This window comes from Novosphingobium barchaimii LL02 (assembly GCF_001046635.1).
GTDB lineage: Bacteria > Pseudomonadota > Alphaproteobacteria > Sphingomonadales > Sphingomonadaceae > Novosphingobium > Novosphingobium barchaimii.
The window spans coordinates 445,627-466,551 of the sequence record NZ_KQ130453.1 but is presented as its reverse complement, the minus strand read 5'-3'; the positions used below and the strand labels follow the sequence as shown (position 1 = coordinate 466,551).

Here is a 20,925-nt window from a genome sequence, read left to right as displayed (position 1 = left end):
GGAAAACAGGAGTAAACCATGACTCTAGGTGCGAAGAGGTTTTCGGGTTGCGCTGTGGCGGTGATTGCCATTTCACTTTCAACCACGCCGACACAGGCGCAGGACATCGGCCAGGGGCCGGCCGCTGAAGGAGAGGCGGCGCCGCAGGACCAGATCGTGGTCATCGGTTCGCGCAGGCAGGACAGAACCGTGGCAGACAGCACGGTTCCCGTGGACGTGATCGGCGGAGCAGCGCTGACCCAGTCCGGCTACACCGACACCGCCCGCGTGCTGAACCAGCTCGTGCCCAGCTTCAACTTCCCGCAGCCGTCGATCACCGATGGCACCGACGCGCTGCGCCCGGCAACGCTGCGCGGCCTGTCTCCCGACCAGACGCTGGTGCTGGTCAACGGCAAGCGGCGCCACACTTCGGCGCTGCTCAACATCAACGGATCGGTGGGGCGCGGCTCGGCGGCGGTCGACCTCAACACCATCCCCACGATCGCGATCGAACGCATCGAAGTGCTGCGTGACGGCGCGTCCTCGCAGTACGGATCGGACGCGATCGCAGGCGTCATCAACATCCAGCTGCGCAAGTCGGCGGGGATGCATGCCTCGGCCACCTGGGGCAAATACGTGACGACGATGGACGGCGTTGCCAACTACGGCGGCGTGGTAACGGGCGCGAACGGCCAGCCCGCGCTGGATGCCAATGCCGGTGCAGGCGGTGTCTACCAGCTGGCGCCCGGCGGCAAGCGCAAGCGCCGCGACGGCGAATCGCTGACTTTGGCGACCAATATCGGCCTGCCGGTGGGCGATGCCGGCTACCTCAACTTTACCGCGCAGTATCAGGACAAGGACCCGACCAATCGTTCCGGCGCCGATCCGCGCCAGCAATACACCAGCGTCGGCGGTCTGGCCGATCCGCGCGAGTTGACCGTCAATCGTTTCAACCACCGCTACGGTGATCCCGGGACCACCGATTACAACTTCTTCCTGAACGGCGGTTACGAACTCAGTCCCGATGTCGAATTCTACGCTTTTGGCAGCTACGGCATCCGCGATGCCGAAAGCGCGGGCTTCTTCCGCCGCCCGAACGACGCACGCAATCGCGACTTTTCGGCCTCCGCCACCAGCTTCGTGCCCTATTACCCCGAAGGCTTCCTGCCCCTGATCGTCTCGACCATCGAGGATGTCTCGGCTGCTGGCGGGTTCAAGGGCAATGTGGATGGGTGGAACTATGACGCATCGCTTGCCTACGGGCACAACTCGTTCCACTTCTTCGTCGAGGACAGCTTCAACGTGTCCTACGGCAGCGAGGCCAGCCAGCAGCGCTTCGATGCAGGCAAGCTATCCTTCGGTCAGACGACCGCCAATCTCGACCTGCAGAAGAGCTTCGACGTGGGCTTCACCGACTTGTCGGTGGCGTTCGGCGGCGAGTATCGCAACGAGAACTTCCGCATCCAGGCCGGTGACCCGCAAAGCTACCTCGGCGGGCCTTATGCCGGTCCTCCGTTCAACGGCGCAGCCGGCGCGCAGGTCTTTCCCGGCTTTCGCCCCAGCAACGAAGTCGACGCCAGCCGCGACAGCTTCGCGGGCTACCTGGAACTGGAAGGTGACTTCGCGAATATCCTGACCCTCCAGCTTGCCGGTCGCTACGAACATTTCAGCGACTTCGGCGATACCGTGAACGGCAAGGCAGCGGCCCGGCTGGAGCCGGTGGACGGCATCGCCCTGCGCGGTTCGATCTCCACGGGTTTCCGGGCCCCGTCGCTGCACCAGCAGTATTATGCCACGACTTCAACCAACAACGTCAACGGCACTTTGGTGGAGATCGGGACTTTCCCCGTCTCGGATCCGGTCGCGATCGCGCTCGGCTCGCAGCCGCTCGATCCCGAAAAGTCGCTCAATCTTTCGGGCGGCGTGACCTTCTCGCTGATACACGGCCTGTCGATCACGGCAGACTATTATAACATCAAGATCAAGGACCGGATCGTCGTCACCGAGAACCTGCAGGGCGCACAGGTGGTCTCGCTGCTGCAAGGAGCAGGCTTCAACAATATCACGTCTGCGCGCTTCTTCGTGAACGGCATCGATACGCGCACGCAGGGCGTCGAAGTTGTGGGCACCTATCGCGTGCCCGACATGGGCTTTGGCCGCCTTTCGCTGACGGCGGGCTACAACTACAACAAGACCAAGATCACCGACTATGCTGAACTGACCAGCCTGCCCGGCCTGACCCTGTTCGGCCGCCAGGAATCGCTGCGCCTGACCCGGGGCCAGCCGCGCGACAAGATCAATGTCGGGCTCGATTGGGACTACGACATCGTCGGCCTCACTGCCCGCGCCAACCGGTACGGCAAGGTGCTGGCGCCCGGGGCCGATGCCGCGCGCGATCAGGAACTGGGCCGCCAGTGGATCGCCGACCTGGAACTGCGGATAAAGCCCACCCAGCAGCTGGAACTGGCGGTGGGCGCCAACAACATCTTCGACAGCTATCCCGACACGGTCTACGCCGGGCTGCAAAATGGCCAGAACTATGGGCTGAACGGGTATTTCATTCCCTATAGCGCGTTCTCGCCGGCCGGCTTCAACGGGCGCTTCCTGTATGGAAGGGTCAGCGTGAACTTCTGATCGAGTGATGCACCGACCGGCGCCCGATGCGCCGGTCGGTGCGCAAGCCTACGCCGCCAAGACCGGCAAGGCGCCCATCAGGTGGCGCGCAAGGGACGCACCCTGATCTCCAGATCGATCACCTGCCGCGCCCCCGGTGCAAGGGTTACGCCGCCCGCCGCCGCGAAGTCAGGGCGATTAAGGGCGTCGGGCATCTGGCTGGTGGGTTCAAGGCAGATGAAATCCTCCCCCGGCGGCGCGAATACGTGCAGGAACCGGGCGCTGCGCGAATGGAGCGATATTTCCGCCCCCCATTGCGCTTCGCCGCGCCAGCCAAAGTAGCAATTGTCGATCAGCCGATGGTTATCGGGGACATGCCCTTGCGCAAAATCGCCGAACGCCTCGGCGGGAAGCGTCTGCACCGGGATCATCGCCTCGTCATTTTCCCAGACACCGGCAGCCGAGAACGCCAGCTTTTGGGCCACCCCCCGCACGAAATAGGGATGCTGCCCCAGCCCGGACGGCATCGCTTCGGCCGAAGTATTGATCAGTTCGAGCGAGACATTCAGCCCCGCGCCATCAAGCGAAAAGTGCTGGGTCGCGGACCAGCTCCATGGCCAGTGTTCGTCCGCCAAATGCGAACAGGTGATCGCGGCGCTCGCCGAAGTCGCTTCCGTCACGTCCCATCGCTTGACCCAGCCCAGGCCGTGCAGCGGATGCACGAACCCTGCGAAGTTGGACGGCAGCACATGCTCGGCCCCAGCGAAAGTGAAACGGCCCCCGGCGATGCGGTTGGCATAGGGCACCAGCGGGAAGGACGCCGTTTCCAGCACGTTCGCTGTACCTTGCGGCGTCGGACGCAGGATGGGGCGGCCCGCCACATCGAAACGTCCGATAGCGCCGCCTAGCCGGGGCAGGATCTCCAGTTCATAGCTACCCTGCCGCAGGACAAGCGTATCGCTCATCCCGCCATTTCCTCCAGCGAGCGGCCGCGTGTTTCACGCACCATGGCGCGCACGAAGAAGAACGAGAGGAACGCGCTGGCGGCGTAAAAACCGTAAGTGACCATCAGGCCCAGCCCCGCCGCCATGGCGGGAAAGCTGACCGAGATGCCGAAATTGGCGATCCACTGCGCAAAACCCGACACGGCCAGCGCCGACCCCCGAATCTGGTTGGGGAACATCTCCCCCAGCATCACCCACATTACCGGCCCCCAGCTCAGGTTGAAGAATACGACGTAGGCGTTGGCGGCGATCAGGGCAACGACGCCCACGTTGTCAGAAAGGACAAGGTGTCCGCCCGCGAAAGTGCCGGTGCCGAAACAGACGGCCATCGTTCCCAGCGTCACCGCCATGCCCGCCGAGCCGACAAGCAGCAGAGGCTTGCGGCCCAGTTTGTCGATCAACGCCACCGTCACGAAGCACGCGAGGATCGAAAGCGTGCCCGAGAGGATGTTGATAAGCAACGCGTCGCTCTCGCTGAAGCCCACCGACTGCCACAGCACCGCGCCGTAGTAGAAGACGATGTTGATGCCTACCAGCTGCTGAAACACGGCGATGCCGATGCCCGCCCAGACCAGCCTGCGCAGGCGGCCGGTGGCAGGATCGACCAGATCGGCGAAACGCGGGCGGTGGTGGTCGGCGGCGAGGCTCGCCCGGATTTCCGCAACCAGCGCGGTGGCGCGCGGTGGCCCGAAGATACGGGTCAGGGTCGCCAGTGCCTCGGCGTCGCGGCCACGCGCGACCAGATAGCGCGGGCTTTCCGGGATCATCATCAGCGCGAAAAGGTAGATCAGCGCCGGGATCACCTGCATCCAGAACATCCAGCGCCACGCAGGCAGGTCGAACCACAAGGGAGCGGTGCTGCTGCCCGCGTTCCGCGCCAGCAGGTAGTTGGCGACGAAAGCCCCCGTCAGCCCGGTGATGATCATGATCTGCTGCAGGCTGGACAGGCGCCCCCGGATCGAGGCGGGCGTCACCTCGCTGATATAGACCGGTGCCAATACGCTCGCCGCGCCGACGCCCACGCCGCCGATGAAGCGGGCGATGATGAACATTAGCGAACTGCCCGCCGCGCCCGCGCCGATGGCGCTCGCCACGAACAGGGCCGCGCCGATCATCATGACGCTGCGCCGGCCAATGAGGTCCGCCAGCCTTGCCGCCACGAAAGCACCCACCGCGCAGCCCAGCAGGATCGCGCCCACGTTCAGCCCGGTGCCCAGCTTGGAGAGGCCGAACGCACTTTCCAGGCCGTCCTGCGTGCCATTGATGACGCCGCTGTCATAGCCGAACATGAAGCCACCGATCGTCGCCACGACCACGATCATGGCGACGAAGGCGAGGTTAACCCTGCCCTCTTCGCCGCCTGCCTGCGCATCACTCATCCCATTGATCCTCTTTTTGTTTTTGATCGGGCCAGGTGGCCGCGTCAGCGCCAGCCGGCGTCGACGAAGTATTCGTGGCCCGTACACATGCGCGCATCGTCGGAGGCCAGGAACAGGGTCAGTGCCGCCACGTCATCGGGCTGGACGCGGCTTTTTAGGCACTGTGCATCGAGAATTTCGCGCTCACCCTCGGGGGTGTACCATTTCTCCTGACGCGGGGTCTGGACGTTGCCCGGCACGATCGCGCAGACGCGGATACCCTTGCCGCCCAGTTCGCGGGCCATCGCGCGGGTCATGCCCTCGATCCCGGCCTTGGCGGTCTGGTAGAGCGAGAGCTGGTCCAGCGCGAGGTGCCAGCTGATCGACCCGAAGTTCAGGATCACCCCGCCGCCTGCCGCCTCCATCAAGGGCACTGCGGCCTGCGCGGCGAAAAACAGATGCCGCAGGTTCACCGCCATGCGCTCATCCCAGTATTCGGGGGTGACCTCGGCAATCGCGTGGCGATCGTCGTTGGCGGCGTTGTTCACCAGTATCTGAAGACCGCCTAACAGCACATGGGCGGCCTCTACCTGCGCCTTGACGAACGCCAGGTCCGTCAGATCGCCGCAGACGAAGCGCGGGGTGAAATCGACCTCGCCGTCCAGCTTCGCGACCAGTGCTTGTGAAGGTTCGTCCGCAATGTCGACGAACAGGACTTTCGCGCCCTGGCGGGCAAATCCCTCCACCAGCGCCGCACCGATGCCCGAGCCGCCGCCCGATACGAATACGCCTTTTCCGCGAAGCGACGGGTAGCTTGCCATCTGCGAAACACTCACGCCCGGCCGCCGATCAGCCCGCGCGCGGCAAGGTTGCGATACAGCGCCGAGATGCCCGTCTCCCACGCCGGTGCATCGCGCGAAGTGGCCACCGTGTTGACCAGTGTGCCCAGCCGCTCGCTGGAGATGGTCACCACGTCGCCCACCTTGTGGGTGAAGCCGCGCCCCTGGGTGTCGCGGTCCTGCGTCGGCGCGAACAAAGTGCCCAGGAATAGCACGATGCCGTCCGGATACTGATGTTCGCTGAACGCCTGGCGCAGCAGATCAAGCGGCGGGCGGCTGATCTCAGCCATGCGGCTTTCGCCTTCGAGCAGGAAGCCTTCCGGCCCTTCGATGCGCAGCAGGACTTTCGCGTTTTCGATCTCGGCCATCGTGTAGCCGGCATCGAACAAGCGCACGAAAGGGCCGATCGAACAGCTTGCGTTGTTATCCTTTGCCTTGCCCAACAGCAGCGCCGAGCGGCCTTCGAAATCGCGCAAGTTGACGTCGTTGCCCAGCGCCGCGCCGACCGCCTTGCCATGCCGGTCCGAAAGGATCACGATTTCCGGTTCGGGGTTGTTCCAGTCGGAATCCGAACGCACGCCAATCACCGCGCCCGACCCCACGGTGGAAAGCACCGGCGACTTGGTGAAAATCTCCGCATCCGGCCCGATGGCCACTTCGAGATACTGCGACCACATGCCGTCCTCGATCAAGGCCGCTTTCAGCGCCGCCGCCTCAGCCGAACCGGGCACGACCGAGCGGATCGAGCCGCCAATGCGCTCCTCCAGCCCGCCGCGCACCGCCTGTGCCTGATCGGCGTCGCCGCGCGCACGTTCCTCGATGACGCGCTCCAGCGCCGAGACGGCGAAAGTGACGCCCGCCGCCTTGATGCATTGCAGGTCGACCGGGCTGAGCAGCGCGGCGCGGGCCAGCACATCCTCGGCAGAACCCAGCACGCTGCCCTGCGCCGGATCGAACGCGCCCAGATCGACAAGATCGGCCACGGTCGGCGCCGCGCCCGACATGTCATGCACCGTGCCGCCCGCCAGCAGGACGGGCACCGGCCCCTCGCCCAGATCGAGGCGGCCAAGGAACGTACCCTCTCGCCAGTCCGGGGGGAGCATCGAAAGTATCGCGGTCATCTGCTGGTCCTTCAAAGCGCGCGGAACGTGAAATTGCGGAAACGGGCGCTGCCCTTGCCTGCGGAATAAAGCCCGGGCCGCAACATCAGGAAACCGCCGCGTACATTATGGTGATAGCCCGAAACTTCCATGCCCCGGTCAAAACGCTTCCATGTCTTGCCGCCATCGCCGCTGGTATGGAAAGATACGATGTGCCGGTCATTGCGCACCCGCATCAGCATCCGGCGGCCGTGCGGGTTGGCCGGGCGGCCCCGCTCCATGCCGTATTGGTGGGTGACGAACTTATCGGCGTCAAAGCCAAGCCCGCAGTAAAGCTGCTGGTCGTAGAACAGCAGAAGGCCCGCGGTGGTACCGGGGTCGATCTCTATGTCGCACTGGAATTCATAGGCCTGATCTCCGGCGACGAGCAGCAGCGGCGAGGAATCAACGGGCGCCTTGCCGCTGGCGGCCAGATGCAGACACTTGTCCGAAACCCGCGCTCGGACGGATTCGTCGGCGGAGGGTTTGAAGAAGTTCCAGCGCTTGCCCAGTTCGAGCGTGGTAAAATCGTCGGACAGCGCGATGCCCTGCGGGCCGGACTTGCTGCCACCCCTGGGCGCCGCGATCGGCTGCGACAGGTCGCCGCCTTCCATGCGGAACCAGCCGTCCGCCGTCCAGGTGATGGGGTCCAGCAGGGTCTGTCGCCCCAGCGTCCAGAAATCGCGCTCATAGCCGTGGTAGACCGACCACCAATCTCCCCCCGGCCCTTCGAACAACGTGGCATGGCCGCGCGACCACCACTTCTCAGCAAGATCGACGGTGCGCACGATCGGGTTGTGGGGGCAGTTCTCCCAAGGCCCGTGAATGGATTTGGAGCGCGCTGCGATCACCATGTGCCCGGTCGGCGGACCGGCGGTGCCGCCCACCGCGGTAATGAGATAATAATAATCCCCATGACGCACGATCTTGGGGCCTTCGGGGGAGAAGCCCTCCACGTCCCAGTCATCGGGATAGTGCCAGGGATCGTAGACATGCTCCACTTTGCCCACGGTGGAAAGGCCGTCCTCGCTCAGGCGGATACGGTCGCCGCCCGACAGGAACAGCCAGCGCGATCCGTCTTCGCCCACGGCATGGCCGGGGTCGATATGGTCGGGCAGGCCCAGGTCTATCGGATCGCTCCACGGGCCTTCGATCCGGTCCGCCCAGATCACGTAGTTGGCGTTGGGGCTGGCCTTGGCGGGGAAGTATATGAAATAGCGGCCGCCGTGCCGGCAGATATCCGGCGCCCAGACCGCGCCGACGTTCTTCGTCAGCGCCGCCGTGATCGGCTGCCAGTTCAGCAGATCGCGAGAATGCCAGACGACCAGCCCCGGATAGGAATCGAAGGTCGAGAAGGTCATGTAATAGTCCTTCCCGTCGCGCATGATCGAAGGGTCCGGGTGATCGCCGGCCATCAGCGGGTTAAGGAACCGGCCGTCCTGAAGGTCTGCGATCCGCTGGTTGTCGAACCCCCGGCGGTAGGGCGGCGGCGCCTTGCCCGCGCTGCCCTTTGCTGCGCCACTGCTTCCTGCCGCAACCCGCGCTGATGCAGGCGCAGCCGCGCCCAGCGCAGTCAGCGATACGGCTCCCAATGCTGCCGACAGCGCCTCGCGGCGATCGATTTTCACGCGTCTCTCTCCGCCTTGTTATCAATTTGTGGTAACGCTATCATCGACAGCCCGCGTGTCAATGGAAATGATCGGACCCTCGTCTTACCGCCAACAATCTTCCCGACCGACTTGATCGCCGCGCCGCAGTCCATAGACAGGGACGATGGACGAAACTCCCGGCAAACCCCGCGCGAACGATCCCACCATCGAGGACGTGGCAGCGGCGGCCGGCGTTTCGATCCGCACCGTCTCGCGCGTTCTCAACAAATCGCCCAAGGTGAATGCCCAGACCCGCGAGCGGATCGAGGATGCCATCGCGCAGCTGAATTTCCGCCCCAGCCTGCGCGCGCGGGCTTTTGCCATGCGGCGCTCGTTCCTGATCGGGCTGGTGCACAACGATCGCAACGCGCTGGTGCTCGATTCCATCCAGCGCGGCATCGTCGCTCGGACCTCCGCGCGTGGCTACGAACTGATCGTCCACGCCGCGCCGCTGGAGGCCGAGGCCGCCATCTGCGACGTGGTGGGCTTTGCCGAAAGGTCGCGGGTGGATGGGCTGGTGATCCTGCCGCCGATCTCGGGCGTGCCCGGTCTCGCCGCCGCGCTGGAGGACGCGCAGGTTCCCGCTATGGCGCTGTCCTCCGTACCGATCGAGGGGTTTGCCGGCGTGATTCTTAGCGAGGAGCGGGCCGCAGGCGCCCAGGTGGCGCGCCATCTGCTGGACCTGGGCCATCGGCGGCTGGCGATCATCAACGGCCCGGCAGACACTGCTTCCGCCATGGAACGCCGCGCTGGATTTCTGGCGGAAGCCGAGCGCCATGGCGGGGTCAGCGTTGCCGAAGCGTCGGGCGACTACGGCTTTGCATCCGGGGTGAGCGCCGCCGATCACCTTCTAAGCCTCGGCCAGCGGCCCACCGGGATATTCGCCGCCAACGATATCATGGCAGCGGGCGTCCTCAAGGTCGCGGCCAGCCGGGGCATCGCGGTGCCGGGCGACTTGTCAGTCGTCGGCTTCGACGGCAGCCTGCTGACGAAGATGCTGACTCCCGCGCTGACCTCGGTACTGCGCCCCTTTTCCGAGATGGCGGCGGCAGCAGCGGACCAGCTGATCGCCCGCATCGAGGGACTTGCCGCGCCCCTGCCCTATCAAGCGACATTACAGATCGTTGCGGCGGAATCGACCGGACCGGCACCGCAGTAACCGGCCCGGCCAACTCCTGCCGTCAGGCTGGCTGCGGCTCCAACCGGCCTGCCTCCAGCGCGGCGAGCCCTGCCTCCACGGCGCGCAGAAAGCGAGCATCCTCGCCCAGATCACCGAAGATTTCCCGCATACCGACGACACGGCGCCAGTCGCCAGCCCGTTCCAGCAGCGGTCCCGACAGCGGATCGGTAATGCTGCCCCCACTACGCGCGGCGCGGTCGAGGAAGCGCAGCCACGCCGCGATCGGCAGCGCAAGGCGATCCACCGGACGCCCGGCGACAAGGGCATCGCGCGTGGTATCGAGCAGGCGGTACGGCAGCTTCTGCGACCCGTCCCACGCGATCTGTGACAATAGGTGCCGGATCGCCGGATTGGCGAAGCGCGCCAGCACGTCGGCGATATAGACAGGCAGGTCCAGCCCCGGCGGCGCGCTGACCGAAGGCGCGATGTCCTCGCGCATCAGGCGCTCTGCAAAGGCGGCAAGGCCGGGGTCGGCCATCGCCTCGGCCACGGTTTCGAAACCCAGGCCCAGCCCGATATAGGCCAGCGAGGAATGGGCGCCGTTGAGGAGTCGCAGCTTGGCGGTCTCGAACGGGCGAACCTCTCCCGCGAACGTCACTCCGGCGCATTCCAGCGCGGGGCGCTCTCCGGCGAAACGATCCTCGATCACCCACTGCGTGAAGCGTTCGCGCTGGATCGGCCAGGCGTCCTCAAGCCCGGTCGCGGCGGCGACGCGGGCGCGCAGGGCGTCGTCGGTGGCGGGCGTGATGGAATCGACCATGGCGTTGGGAAAACACACTTCGCCTGCGATCCAGCGGGCGGTTTCCGGGTCGATCGCCTCGGCCAGCGCGATGGTCGCGGCCTCCAGCTTGCGGCCGTTGTCGGTCAGGTTGTCGCACGAAAGCACGGTGACGCCGAGCAGGCCGGCAAGCCGCCGCGCCCGCAGTCCATGGACCAGCCAGCCGATGAACGATCCGGGCACCCAGTCCGCAGACTTGGCAGCGTCCAGATCGGCGCGGATCGCCGGATGGGCGAAATCGAGCGTGCCGTCAGCGCTCAGGCAATAGCCTTTCTCGGTGACGGTGGAACTGACGATGCGTGTATCGCCATGCGCCAGCGCGCCCAGGATCGCGCCCGGTTCATCGCGAGTGAGCACCCGGCCGATACTGCCGATCACGCGAAATTCGGTCTGCTCCTCAAGCAGCGCCAGCGTGTATAGCCCGCCCTGCGGGTTCAGCGCATCGGCAACCCCGCGCGAATTGAGGCTGACGCCCGTGATGCCCCAGCGCGGATCATGGCCCAGCAGGGTATCGAACGCCGCCGCCTGATGGGCCCGATGAAACGCGCCCGGCCCGAAATGCACCACGCCGCCGCGCAACGCCGCACGGTCGTATTGCGGACGAGCTACGGAGCCGGGGAGCGCAGTCAGCGTGTCTTGCGAAAGCCGGGTCATGCCGGTTCCACCACGCGCGCGGGGGCTTTGAGACCGTAAGCCTTGCGCACCAGACCGGTCGTCAGTTCCTGCGCCAGTTCCGCCGCTTCCCAGTCCGCCAACCGATGCTCGGCCACCAGGCGGGCCAGGAAGCCGCAATCGATGCGCCGGGCCACATCGTGGCGCGCCGGGATCGACAGGAAGGCGCGGGTATCGTCGTTGAAGCCCACGGTGTTGTAGAAACCGGCGCTTTCCGTGGTCATCTCGCGGAAACGGCGCATGCCTTCGGGGCTGTCGTGGAACCACCATGCCGGGCCCAGCTTGAGGCAGGGATAATGCCCGGCCAACGGCGCCAGTTCACGCGCATAGGTCGTCTCGTCGAGGGTGAAGAGGATCACCGTGAGGTCCGCCTCATTGCCGAACAGGTCCAGCATCGGGCGCAGCGCCTCGACATATTCGGTGCCGCGCGGGATGTCGGCGCCCTTGTCGCGGCCATGGCTGGCGAACAGGCGGGCGTTGTGGTTGCGCGTGGCGCCGGGGTGGATCTGCATGGTCATGCCGTCCTCCAGGCTCATACGCGCCATTTCGGTGAGCATCTGCGCGCGGAACAGTTCCGCCTCATCGGCGTCCGCTTTTCCGCCCATGACTTTGCCGAACAGCGCCTCGCATTGCGCCTTCGAGAGATTGGCGGTGCGCGGCGTCAGGAAACCGTGGTCGGTCGCGGTGGCGCCCATCGCACGGAAATCGGCACGGCGCCTGCGATGCGCGGCGAGGTAGCCGGTCCAGCTTGTCACGTCCTCGCCCGAAAGCTCGGCGAAGCGGGCCATGTCACGCGTGAAGGAATCGTGCTCGGGGTCGATCACGGAATCGGGGCGATAAGTGGTGACCACCGCGCCTGCCTTGCCCCAGCCTGAAGCGCGGGTCGCCTTGTGATGCTGAAGATCATCGCCCGCGCCTTCGGTAGTGGCGAGCAGTTCGATGTTGAAGCGCTCGAACAGCGCGCGCGGACGGAATGCCGGGGATGCCAGCGCCTCGCCCATCACGTCGAAATAATGGTCCGCCGTGCCTTCATCCAGCGTGACCTCGATCCCGAATACTTCCGCGAAGACATGGTTCAGCCACATGCTTGACGGCGTGCCCCGGAACAGCTTCCAGTTCGCGGCAAACAGGCGCCATGCCTCGCGCGGGTCCGTATCCGGCATCTGCCCGCCGCGCCGGGGCACGCCCAGCGCGTCCAGCGAAACGCCTTGCGAATAGAGCATGCGGAACAGGTAGTGATCCGGCGCCAGCAGCAGTTCGGTCGCGTTCGACCACGCGGCGTTGCTGGCGAACCATTCCGGGTCGGTGTGGCCGTGCGGGCTGATGATCGGCGCGCCGGCCACTTGCGCATAAAGTTCGCGGGCGATGGCGCGCGTCGTCGGATCGGCGGGAAGCAAGCGGTCGGGGTTAAGCGAAAGCTGTGGCATCGACGGGAGACTCCTTGGCGCATGGCCTTTCACGAGGCTCGATTACCGAGTTGTGCCAGCGCTGGCAATGATGTATTCGGCAGCCATGCCAGAAACCCTCGCCGATACCGCCGCACGCCCCAGAGACGCCGTCAGGATCGCAGCACAGGACGATGTCGCCGTCGCCCTGCGCGCGCTCGAATCGGGTGAAGACGTAGAGGTGGATGGACAGTCGGTGCGCCTGCGCGATGCGATCGGCGCAGGGCACAAGTTTGCCGTGACGCCCATCGCGCAAGGCGCGCCGGTGCGCCGCTACCGCGCGCCGATCGGCGTAGCCACGCGGGACATCGCGGTGGGCGAGCATGTCCACACGCACAACGTCGCCACCGCGCTGGTTGGAGAGCGCGCCTATGCCTTCGCCGGGCCGCAAGCCGGCGCCGAAACGCGCGCCCCGGCCCCCGCGCGCAGTTTTCGCGGCTATGTCCGGCCTGACGGCACTGTCGGCACCCGCAACGAGCTATGGATCCTGCCCACGGTCGGCTGCGTGGGACGGCTGGGTGAGCGGCTGGCGCAGCGTGCGGGCAATGCGCCCGGTGTCGACGGGGTCCACGCCTTCAACCATCCGTTCGGCTGCTCGCAGCTCGGCGCCGATCTTGACGGCACGGCGGCGATCATCGCCTCGCTCGCGCTCAATCCCAATGCCGGCGGGGTGCTGCTGCTCGGGCTGGGCTGCGAATCCAACCAGCTCGATGCGTTGCTGGAGCGTATTCCGCCAGAACGCCGCACCCGTCTGCGGATACTGCGCGCCCAGTCGGAAGGCGACGAATTCGCCGCCGGGGAAGCCCTGATCGCCGAACTGATGGGCCTGATGGCCACCGACCGGCGCGAGGAGGTTCCGCTCTCCAAACTGCGCCTTGGCGTCAAGTGCGGCGGTTCCGACGCGATGAGCGGCCTGACCGCCAACCCCCTGATCGGGCTGATGGCCGATGCGGTGACGCAGGCCGGGGGCGCTGCGATCCTTACCGAAATCCCCGAAGTGTTCGGCGCGGAAACCCTGCTGCTGGAACGAGCGGCCAATCAGGAGGTGTTCGACAAACTCTCCGAACTGGTGAACGCATTCAAACGCTACTTCCTCGACCACGGCGAGCCGGTTTCGGAAAACCCCAGCCCCGGCAATATCGCCGGCGGCATCACCACGCTGGAGGAAAAGTCGCTGGGCGCGGTGCAGAAAGGCGGACTTGCGCCGATCCACGATGTCATCGGTTATGGCGAACGGATGTCGCTCAGCCAGTCTCCCGGCGGGCTGACGGTGCTGGAGGGGCCGGGCAACGATGCCGTTTCCACCACCGCGCTGGCGGCGGCGGGGGCGACCATAACCCTGTTCTCGACCGGGCGCGGCACGCCGCTGGGCAGCCCGGTGCCAACGGTGAAGATCGCCTCCAACCACTCACTGGCGGAGCGCAAACCCGGCTGGATAGACTTCGATGCGGCGCTGGCGCTGGACATCGGCATGGAAGCCGCTGCCGCCGCCCTGCTGGACCGGATCGTCGCCATCGCCAGCGGCGAACCCGCGCGCAACGAGAGCAACGACGAACGCGCCATCGGCATCTGGAAGCGCGGCGTCACGCTTTGATGCGGGCGGGCCGTTACGGCCGGAACACGCTCCCCGCCAGCGCACTCGCATCCACGGTGAACTTGAAGCCCAGCACCCAGGCGTTCGGGATGTCGCTGGTCCGAAACGGGACCGAGGACTGGTCGGGGTGGACGATGTACTGGATGTTGGGCGACAGGCGGATCGCCGGGCCCACCTGCGCGCCGTAAGCCAGTTCCATCATGTACTGATGCCGCGCGATCCCGTCCGTGCCGCCGGCAAAGACACGCGCGGCACGCATGCGCTCCATCGCCAGATCGCTGAAACGCTGATCGTTGATGACGAAGCCCAGCGTATCCTTGTCTCGTCCGGCAAAAGTGCCGGTCTGGACTAGGCCGAGTTCGAGAAAGTGGCTCTCCTCGACCCGGCCCGACAGGTTGGTCATCGCCACCCCGAACAGGCTGAGGCCGCGCTGGGTCATTGGGTCCGGGCGGGTCAGCATCTGGTCGAAGCGGAAATAGATGCCCGAGCGGCCATGACGGGTCTGCGCCGCACGGCCCGATACGGCGGCGATCCCGTCCCGGTCATCGCGCAGAGGATCTGCGTAGTCGCCCCGGTCGAACCACCCGCCCAGGATGTAATGGCGCGGCAGGCGGTCGTTGGTGAAGTCCGTCCCGTAGCCCAGTTCCCACGGCACGATCACGCCCGTGGCGTTCTTCGCGCTGAAGTTGAAGCCGTTGTCGGTAGGACGCTTGCGGTCGGGGTTCACTTCATAGGCGCCGGCGTGAATCCAGACCTTGGGCGTCAAGTTCACTTTGGCATGGGCCATCCAGCTGGAAGCGGGAAAGTAGGTGAAGTTGCTGTTCTTGAATACGAACGTCGGATTTCCGCAGGCCGAATTGCTCTGGAAATTGCAGTAGAGCGGCGAGTTCAGGAAATGGATGTTCGCCTGGCTACGGCCCACCTCAATATCCACCGCGCCATTCAGCAGCTTCTGCTGCCACGTCAGGATCGCCAGATGGGTGTTCTGGGTGCCGTAGATTTCCTGGACCGAGGTATTGTTGCCGATCGCGATGGCGGCAAGGTTCTGGCCGTGACGGTCGGTAACGGCGGCATGGATCGCGGCGCCCCCGATCCCGGCGATCCTGTCCATGTCGAAGTCGGCGCCGACGTAGACCTGCCCGGCATAGGCTGCGTCGCGGCGCACCCCTCCCGAGACGTTCGTCGCAGCCTCACCGGTGTAGCTGAGCGAGAGGGTGATGCCCTCATCCGCCAGCGGCTGCCAGTTGCGCGTATCATCCTGCGCCTTTTCAACGGGCGCGGCGGACTGCGTGGTACGGGCTGTCTCGTCCGCGGTGTCCTGCGCCAGCACGGGTGCGGCGAAGGAGGTAACGGCGCCGGCGCAGCACAAGGCGCGCACAAGGATAGTCGGCATGGGCGATCTTCCAGATGGATCTGTATTGCAGGGTCGAAGCGGTCCAGCCCCGTCAGGCCGGCACAGGTTCCGCCACCGTGACCGGCCGCTTGAGCAGCCCGACCACCAGCGCCGTCACCACGGTTCCCGCCACGATCGCGGCGCCGTAAGCCAGCAGGTGCGTCACCGCACCGGGGATCGGCAGAACGAACACGCCGCCATGGGGCACGCGCAGTTCCACGCCGCTGCCCATCGAGATCGCGCCCGCAACTGCCGATCCGGCCATGAGCGCCGGGATCACACGGAAGGGATCGCGCGCCGCAAAGGGGATAGCGCCCTCCGTCACGAAGGCGAGCCCCAGCACGGCAGCCGCGCCGCTGGCTTCCAGTTCTTCCGTGGTAAAGCGGTTGCGGAACAGGCGGGTCGCCAGCGCGAGGCCCAGCGGCGGCACCATGCCCGCCGCCATGGTCGCGGCCATCGGCGTATAGACCTCGCTGGCGATCAGGCCGACCGAGAAGGCATAGCCCGCCTTGTTCACCGGCCCGCCCATGTCGAAAGCGGACATCGCGCCCAGGATCAGGCCCAGCACGATGGCGCTCGATCCCTGCATGGAACGCAGCGCCTCGGTCAGGGTCGCAAGCAGCGCGGCTACAGGCGTGCCGACCGCGTAGATCATCAGCAGGCCCGTCAGCAGCGAGCCGAGCAGCGGCAGGATCAGCACCGGTTTCAGGCCCTGCAGGTTCCTGGGCAACTGGATCAGGCGATTGAGCCAGTGGACACCGTACCCCGCGATGAACCCCGCGACGATGCCGCCGAGGAAGCCTGCGCCGATATTGGCCGCCAACATGCCGCCGATCATGCCCGGCGCGATGCCCGGGCGGTCGGCGATGGAAAAGGCGATGTAGCCGGCCAAGGCCGGCACGATCAGCGCAAAGCCGCCGTTCGCGCCGATCTGGAACAGCGCATGGGCCAGCGTGCCCTTGGCCGCATCGTCATTGGCGTGAATGCCGCCAAGCGCGAAGGCCAGGGCGATCAGCAAACCGCCCGCCACTACGAACGGCAGCATGAAGGATACGCCGGTCATGAGGTGCTTGTAAGGGCCGACGCGTTCCTCGCGGTCTGCCTTGGCGGCACCGGAGGCCTGGCCGCCCTGCACTTTCGCCTCGGCCAGCGCCCGTTCGATCAGCTTCGCGCCGCCGGTGATGGCGGGCTTGGTGTTGCTGGCGAAAACGCGCTTGCCGGCGAAGCGGCCGCGATCGACCTCACGGTCGGCGGCGATGATGACCACGTCGGCGGCGGCGATTTCCGCGTCCGTCAATTCATTCCCCGCGCCGACCGAGCCCTGCGTCTCCACCCGGATCGGGTAGCCGAGCTGGCGCGCGCCTTCCTGAAGGCCCTCTGCCGCCATGAAGGTGTGAGCGATGCCGGTCGGGCAGGAAGTGACGGCGACGATGCTGGGTGCGCTGGAGGAGGGTAGCGCGCCAGCATCGCCGCCGGCACCGTCCAGCACAGCGGCCGGATCGGAAAGCACCGCATCGATGTCGACGCGGCGGTGGGGTTTGCCCTTCATGACGCCGTCGTCCGCTGCTTGCGGTGCAACGAACAGCAGCATGTCATCGGGCGAAAGGGTTTCGGGAGCGAGCGGGTTCAGCACGCCAAGGTCGGTATGCACTTCGACCTCGATCTCGCGCCCGGCAGCCTGCGCCGCCTTGCGCAGCGCCTCACCGGCAAGGACGCCGGTAACGCCGGATGCACCGGCCTGGACGATGGCGAAAATCCTGCTCACTTTTCTTCTCCCGCCAGAACCGTGTCGATGCGAACGCTGTCTGCCAGCGTCTGCACGGTCTCTTTTTTAGGTAAGTGCGGCCCCGCGCGGCCCAGCTTGCCGACCGCGAAGGCGGTGGACAGGCGCGCGATCCGCTCCAGAGTGCCGCCCTCGGCAAGCGCGGCGGCGATGCCCGCCACCATGGCATCGCCCGCGCCCACGGTGCTGGCCACATCGGCGGCGGCCAGCCTTGCTGTCAGCGCGCCCTCACCGGAGAGGAAGAACGCGCCCTCCTCGCCCAGCGACACCGCGACAAGGCTTACGCCGCGTTCATGCAGGTCGGCGGCAACGCGGTGGACTTCGGCCATGGTTTCCACCGGAGCGCCCAGCCATTCGGAAAGCTCGTGGCGGTTGGGCTTGACGATATCGGGCAGCGCGTCGCTCTCCAGCGCGGCGCGCAGCGAGGCGCCGCTGCTGTCGAGCAGGACCAGCGCGCCGGTGCCGCGAACGCGCCCCACGATCCGCGCGTAGATATCGTGCGGAAAACCGGGAGGCAGGCTGCCGGCAAGGACCATCAGCGCGTCCGGCCCGGCTTCTTCGACGACCGCCGCGATCACCGCCTCGATCTGGTAAGGATCGGCGGGCGTCCCATCCATGTTGACGTCGGTGGTGCCATCGCCGTCCACCAGCTTGAGGTTGACGCGGGTAGCCCCGGCGCGGCGGATGAAGCGATCGGTAATGCCCTTGTTCGCGAACAGAGCCTCGAACGCAGCGGCATTGTCTGTGCCCAGCAAGCCGTGGACAGACACAGCGGTGCCCCAGTCGGCAAGGCAGCTGGCCACGTTGACGCCCTTGCCGCCCGCATCCTGCCGCGCCGAAAGCGCACGGTGGACCGCGCCGGGGACGAGATGGTCCAGCGTGACGGTCTGGTCGATCGCCGGGTTGAAGGTGACGGTGACGACCCGCATCACGCTGCCTCCTCGTTCAGCGCGCGCACTTCGGCGGCCGTCCCGGCCTCCAGCGCCTTTGCCGCCAGCGCGGTCATGTCGGCAAGGCTGGCGCTGCGGATGCGCGCCTTGACCGCCGGAATGTCACGCGGGGTCATCGACAGTTCGCTCACCCCAAGCCCGGTCAGCAGCGCCGCGCCGAAAGGATCGCCGGCAATGCCGCCGCACACGCCGACCCAGCGATCATGCCGCGCCGCGCCCGCCACCGTCATCGCGATCAGGCGCAGGACGGCGGGGTGCAGGCTGTCGGCCTCGCTGGCTAGTTCCGGGTTCTGCCGGTCGATGGCGAGGGCATACTGCGTCAGGTCGTTGGTGCCGATGGAGAAGAAGTCGGCATGCTCGGCCAGCACATGCGCCTGCACGGCGGCTGCGGGAACCTCGATCATGATGCCGATGGGCACCACCGGCGCATCCAGTTCAGCGCGGATGCCCTCGCAGATTTCGCGAAGGGTGAGCAGTTCGGTAACCGAGGTAATCATCGGGAACATGATCGACAGGTCGCCGCCGTCCTTCGCCGCCCGGTACAGCGCGCGAAGCTGCGGCTCCAGCAGATCGGGGCGGCGCAGCAGCAGGCGCGCGCCGCGCACGCCAAGGAACGGGTTCTCCTCGCGCGGCAGGTCGAGGTGCGGAACCTGCTTGTCACCGCCAATGTCGAGCGCGCGCACGATCAGCGGGCGATCGGCGCCAAGCGCCTCGATCATTTCGCGGTAGATCGCATACTGCTCATCCTCGGTCGGGCTGTCGCCGCGTTCGAGGAACAGGAATTCGGTGCGCATCAGGCCCACGCCCTCGCCGCCCTGTGCTACCGCGAAGGAGACCTGATCGGGCCGGTTGACGTTGGCGCCAATCGCCACCTCATGCCCGTCGACGGTGCGAGCGGGCTTCGAGCGCTCGGATTCTTCCTCCGCCCGTTTGCGCGCGATCTCGTCGATCCAGCCCCGCGCGGAGGCAAGGTCTGCGTCCGAAGGGTTGAGCCAGATCCGCCCGCCGTCACCATCGACGATTGCAGTCGCTCCGGCCGCCAGCGAGAGCAGGTCGGTGCCGCCCGCGACCATCGAAGGTAGCCCCAGGGTGCGGGCCAGGATCGCGCTGTGCGATGTCGGCCCGCCCAGCGCCGTGGCGATCCCGGCCACCTTTTCGATGTCGAGCGTCGCCGTGTCCGAAGGCGAAAGGTCGGCGGCGACAAGGATGCACGGCTCGTCCGGCAAGTCCGAAAGCGTGCCGATGCCAAGGCCGGGGTCGATATGCGACAGCACCCGGCGGCCGATATCGTGGAAATCCGCCGCGCGCGCCGCCAGCACCGGGTTGCCCAGCGCCGAAAGCTGGCCCGCCATGCGCTCAACCGCCTGATGCCAGGACCAGGCAACGCCGTGGCCCTCCACCATGATCTGGCAGGTCAGGGTGATAAGATCGGTATCGTCCAGCAGCGCGGCCTGCGCCTTGAAGATAGCCGCCTCGGAAGCGCCCAGGCGGCGCGTTGTATCATCAACCAGCGCCTTCATCTGCGCGCGCGTGCGGACCAGCGCATCGTCGAGCAATGCTCCGCCAGCAGCAAGGTCGACTGGCTGATCGGGCACCACAAGCTGCGTCGCGGCAAGAACATGGACTTTGCCGATGGCAAGGCCGGGGCTGGCCCCGACGCCTGCGATCATCGCGGTGTCGCCGTCCGGTTTCCAACCGCGCACGGGGGCCTTGGCCTTCTCCGCCGCGCGCGCGGCATCGGCCTTCTCCCGCGCGGAAAGGCGTGTCACCGCCTGAAGGAACTGGTCCAGCGCGCCCTTCGCGCCTTCGCCCGAGGCGGAAATCGTCAGGGTGTCCCCCGCCTTCAGCCCGAGTTGCAGCAGCGCGACCATGCTGCGCGGATCGGCCATTTCATCGCCGTGGCGCACCCGTAGCGGCACGCTGGCGGCCTTGGCGGCCTCGCTCCAGGCGGTGGCCGGGCGGGCGTGAAGGCCGGTGGGATAATCGACGGTCCAAGTGACCTGCTCGGCCAGATCCTGGGCGGGCTTTGCCGAGGCAGCGCGCGGCGCATCCTCCAGCAGAGCGTTTGAAATCAGCGCCTTGTCAGCCGTTGTAAACAAACCTTCGAGCCGGGTCTCGTCCTGGATCAGGCGGGTCAGGCGGCGCAGGATGGCGATGTGGCTGTCCGAACTGGCGGCGATGCCCACCACCAGATGCGCGCGCTGGCCCGGGTTCCACTCGACGCCGTCACGCAGCTGAAGCACGACGATACCGTCCTTGCGCACCAGCCCCTTGTCCTCGCCCAGACCGTGGGGGATCGCCACGCCGGAACCGAGGTAGGTGTTCGCAACCGCCTCGCGGCGGATCATGCTTTCCTCATACCCCGGGCCGACGCAGCCAGCGGCAATGAGCAGTTGCCCTGCCTGGCGAATCGCATCTTCCTTGTCGGTAGCATGGGCATCGATCCGCACAAGATCGTCCAATCCCAGCGGATTGCGGGCATCTGCGAACATGAAACGGCCTCTCCAGTCTTGTTCTATCGCTCTAGAAATCGTTTTCTCACAAAATTG

General features: G+C 66.4%; 14 protein-coding genes. 3 read left to right on the top strand and 11 right to left on the bottom strand.

Features of this window, described 5'->3' with window-relative positions:
- Positions 1–60 precede the first annotated feature (60 nt).
- Positions 61–2,613: a TonB-dependent receptor plug domain-containing protein gene (locus V474_RS08815; RefSeq protein WP_236710976.1), complete on the top strand. Its 2,553-nt coding sequence runs from the start codon at positions 61–63 to the stop codon at positions 2,611–2,613.
- 77 nt (positions 2,614–2,690) lie between these two features.
- On the opposite strand, the gene V474_RS08810 is transcribed toward V474_RS08815, so the two are convergent.
- From V474_RS08810 to V474_RS08790, 5 genes are read right to left on the bottom strand one after another with little or no spacing between them, the layout of a single operon-like run.
- Positions 2,691–3,557: an aldose 1-epimerase gene (locus V474_RS08810; protein WP_059151137.1), complete on the bottom strand. Its 867-nt coding sequence runs from the start codon at positions 3,555–3,557 to the stop codon at positions 2,691–2,693.
- Positions 3,554–4,975 (bottom strand): sugar porter family MFS transporter, encoded by a 1,422-nt coding sequence (locus tag V474_RS08805; protein WP_059151136.1) that lies wholly within the window; start codon positions 4,973–4,975, stop codon positions 3,554–3,556. The genes V474_RS08810 and V474_RS08805 overlap by 4 nt, the downstream gene beginning before the upstream one ends.
- 44 nt (positions 4,976–5,019) lie before the next feature.
- Positions 5,020–5,775 carry an SDR family NAD(P)-dependent oxidoreductase gene (locus V474_RS08800; RefSeq protein WP_059151135.1) on the bottom strand — a complete coding sequence of 252 codons (756 nt, stop codon included), beginning with the start codon at positions 5,773–5,775 and terminating at the stop codon, positions 5,020–5,022.
- A gap of 11 nt (positions 5,776–5,786) precedes the next feature.
- The gene (locus tag V474_RS08795; protein WP_059151134.1) at positions 5,787–6,914 is read right to left on the bottom strand and encodes a fumarylacetoacetate hydrolase family protein; all 1,128 of its coding nucleotides are present in this window, start codon (positions 6,912–6,914) and stop codon (positions 5,787–5,789) included.
- An 11-nt stretch (positions 6,915–6,925) separates the two neighbouring features.
- Positions 6,926–8,536 carry a family 43 glycosylhydrolase gene (locus V474_RS08790; protein ID WP_407938327.1) on the bottom strand — a complete coding sequence of 537 codons (1,611 nt, stop codon included), beginning with the start codon at positions 8,534–8,536 and terminating at the stop codon, positions 6,926–6,928.
- A gap of 169 nt (positions 8,537–8,705) precedes the next feature.
- On the opposite strand from V474_RS08790, the gene V474_RS08785 reads away from it, so the two are divergent.
- Positions 8,706–9,740: a LacI family DNA-binding transcriptional regulator gene (locus V474_RS08785; protein WP_059151133.1), complete on the top strand. Its 1,035-nt coding sequence runs from the start codon at positions 8,706–8,708 to the stop codon at positions 9,738–9,740.
- Positions 9,741–9,762: 22 nt separating this feature from the next.
- Here V474_RS08785 and V474_RS08780 read toward each other — a convergent pair whose 3' ends face one another.
- On the bottom strand, positions 9,763–11,193 hold the full coding sequence (locus V474_RS08780) for a mannitol dehydrogenase family protein (RefSeq protein WP_059151132.1): 1,431 nt from the start codon (positions 11,191–11,193) through the stop codon (positions 9,763–9,765).
- Entirely contained in the window at positions 11,190–12,638 is a 1,449-nt protein-coding gene (uxaC, locus tag V474_RS08775; RefSeq protein ID WP_059151131.1) for a glucuronate isomerase, read from the bottom strand. Before uxaC ends, V474_RS08780 begins: the two co-directional genes overlap by 4 nt.
- 85 nt (positions 12,639–12,723) lie before the next feature.
- On the opposite strand from uxaC, the gene V474_RS08770 reads away from it, so the two are divergent.
- The gene (locus V474_RS08770) at positions 12,724–14,250 is read left to right on the top strand and encodes a UxaA family hydrolase (protein WP_059151475.1); all 1,527 of its coding nucleotides are present in this window, start codon (positions 12,724–12,726) and stop codon (positions 14,248–14,250) included.
- A 13-nt stretch (positions 14,251–14,263) separates the two neighbouring features.
- Here the strand turns inward: V474_RS08770 and V474_RS08765 are convergent, their stop codons facing one another.
- The 4 genes from V474_RS08765 to ptsP are packed head-to-tail and all read right to left on the bottom strand — an operon-like array spanning position 14,264 to position 20,868.
- A complete protein-coding gene (locus V474_RS08765) occupies positions 14,264–15,643 on the bottom strand; it encodes a carbohydrate porin (protein ID WP_059151130.1) in 1,380 nt (459 codons plus the stop codon).
- 52 nt (positions 15,644–15,695) lie between these two features.
- A complete protein-coding gene (locus V474_RS08760; protein WP_059151129.1) occupies positions 15,696–17,408 on the bottom strand; it encodes a fructose-specific PTS transporter subunit EIIC in 1,713 nt (570 codons plus the stop codon).
- Positions 17,405–18,355, bottom strand: coding sequence for a 1-phosphofructokinase (pfkB, locus tag V474_RS08755; protein ID WP_059151128.1), 951 nt, complete (start codon positions 18,353–18,355; stop codon positions 17,405–17,407). The genes V474_RS08760 and pfkB overlap by 4 nt, the downstream gene beginning before the upstream one ends.
- Entirely contained in the window at positions 18,355–20,868 is a 2,514-nt protein-coding gene (ptsP, locus tag V474_RS08750) for a phosphoenolpyruvate--protein phosphotransferase (protein WP_059151127.1), read from the bottom strand. Before ptsP ends, pfkB begins: the two co-directional genes overlap by 1 nt.
- Between the last annotated feature and the right edge of the window lie 57 nt (positions 20,869–20,925).